The 881-nt window shown below is 53.4% G+C and carries 1 pseudogene; it reads right to left on the bottom strand.

Features of this window, described 5'->3' with window-relative positions:
- Positions 1-529: 529 nt before the first annotated feature.
- Positions 530-731: pseudogene (locus ACXJ5O_RS28470) on the bottom strand (hypothetical protein); the annotation flags it as partial.
- Positions 732-881: the final 150 nt, after the last annotated feature.

The raw sequence follows: 881 nt of genomic DNA, 5'->3' as shown, positions 1-881 counted from the left end.
GCTTTGTACTGAACAGCTGGGAAGGTGCATTGTTGCGCATGCGGGCCGATAGGAGCGATGAACCTCTGCTCGAATTCAAGTCGATAGTTTTCAATGCCCTACTTACTTAGCGATTGCTAACGAGCCGCGGTCCCCAGTCGCAGCCGCCGCGTTGGCACGAGGTATTTGCTTCGAGATTTGAGAATAAAGCTGAAATACGTCGAGGGCTCGACGGCCGAAAGTGAATTCAAAGCAGTGAGTAATCGATGCTCGCTGCTCTCTTTGACGGCCGTAGCCACTCTTACCTCCAAGACATATTATCGTTGAGGAGATCACCACTGCGCATTTTATGCCTCGTTCCGCAGCTTATACCACGCGAGATGCCAAGTTCCGGCTCGTCGGCGGAATGAGTCGGTCCTCGGGTCGTGGGCGAACTTTTCGTAAATTCCAAGGACACCTCTAAGCTGGCGCCATCTCGCGAGTTGTACTCTACGCCTATGCGGCCAGGCTGGCTGCGGATTGTCGGTTGTGTTGCAAAATTTCTCTGGGGTTATAGGTGGCTTCCGCTCGACACAATTATGCTGTCAGGGCCGCAAACTGTGCTTTGAGTGAGAGCGCTTTTGTCGAAGCGAAGATGCCGCTTACGCATCATGTGAATAAGTTCGATGCCTGCCAAGGTGATATCGGCTGAGGTCTCCAAGCATTGAACGTATCCTTCGCTTGATACGCCGGTGATCCTGCTCAATAGTGTTCTGTCACGCCATTCTAAGAAATTCCTGTTGAAATGAGGCAATGACAAAGCCGCCGCGCAAAACATCCCAGCCGCTTKTGCGGGATGCGGAAGCACCGGTCAGATCCAGACCGCTTAAGCCCCGCGACCCGGCACAGCCCCAACTTCCCTT

This window comes from Phyllobacterium sp. P5_D12, assembly GCF_054049495.1.
This window is presented reverse-complemented; position numbering and strand designations above follow the sequence as displayed.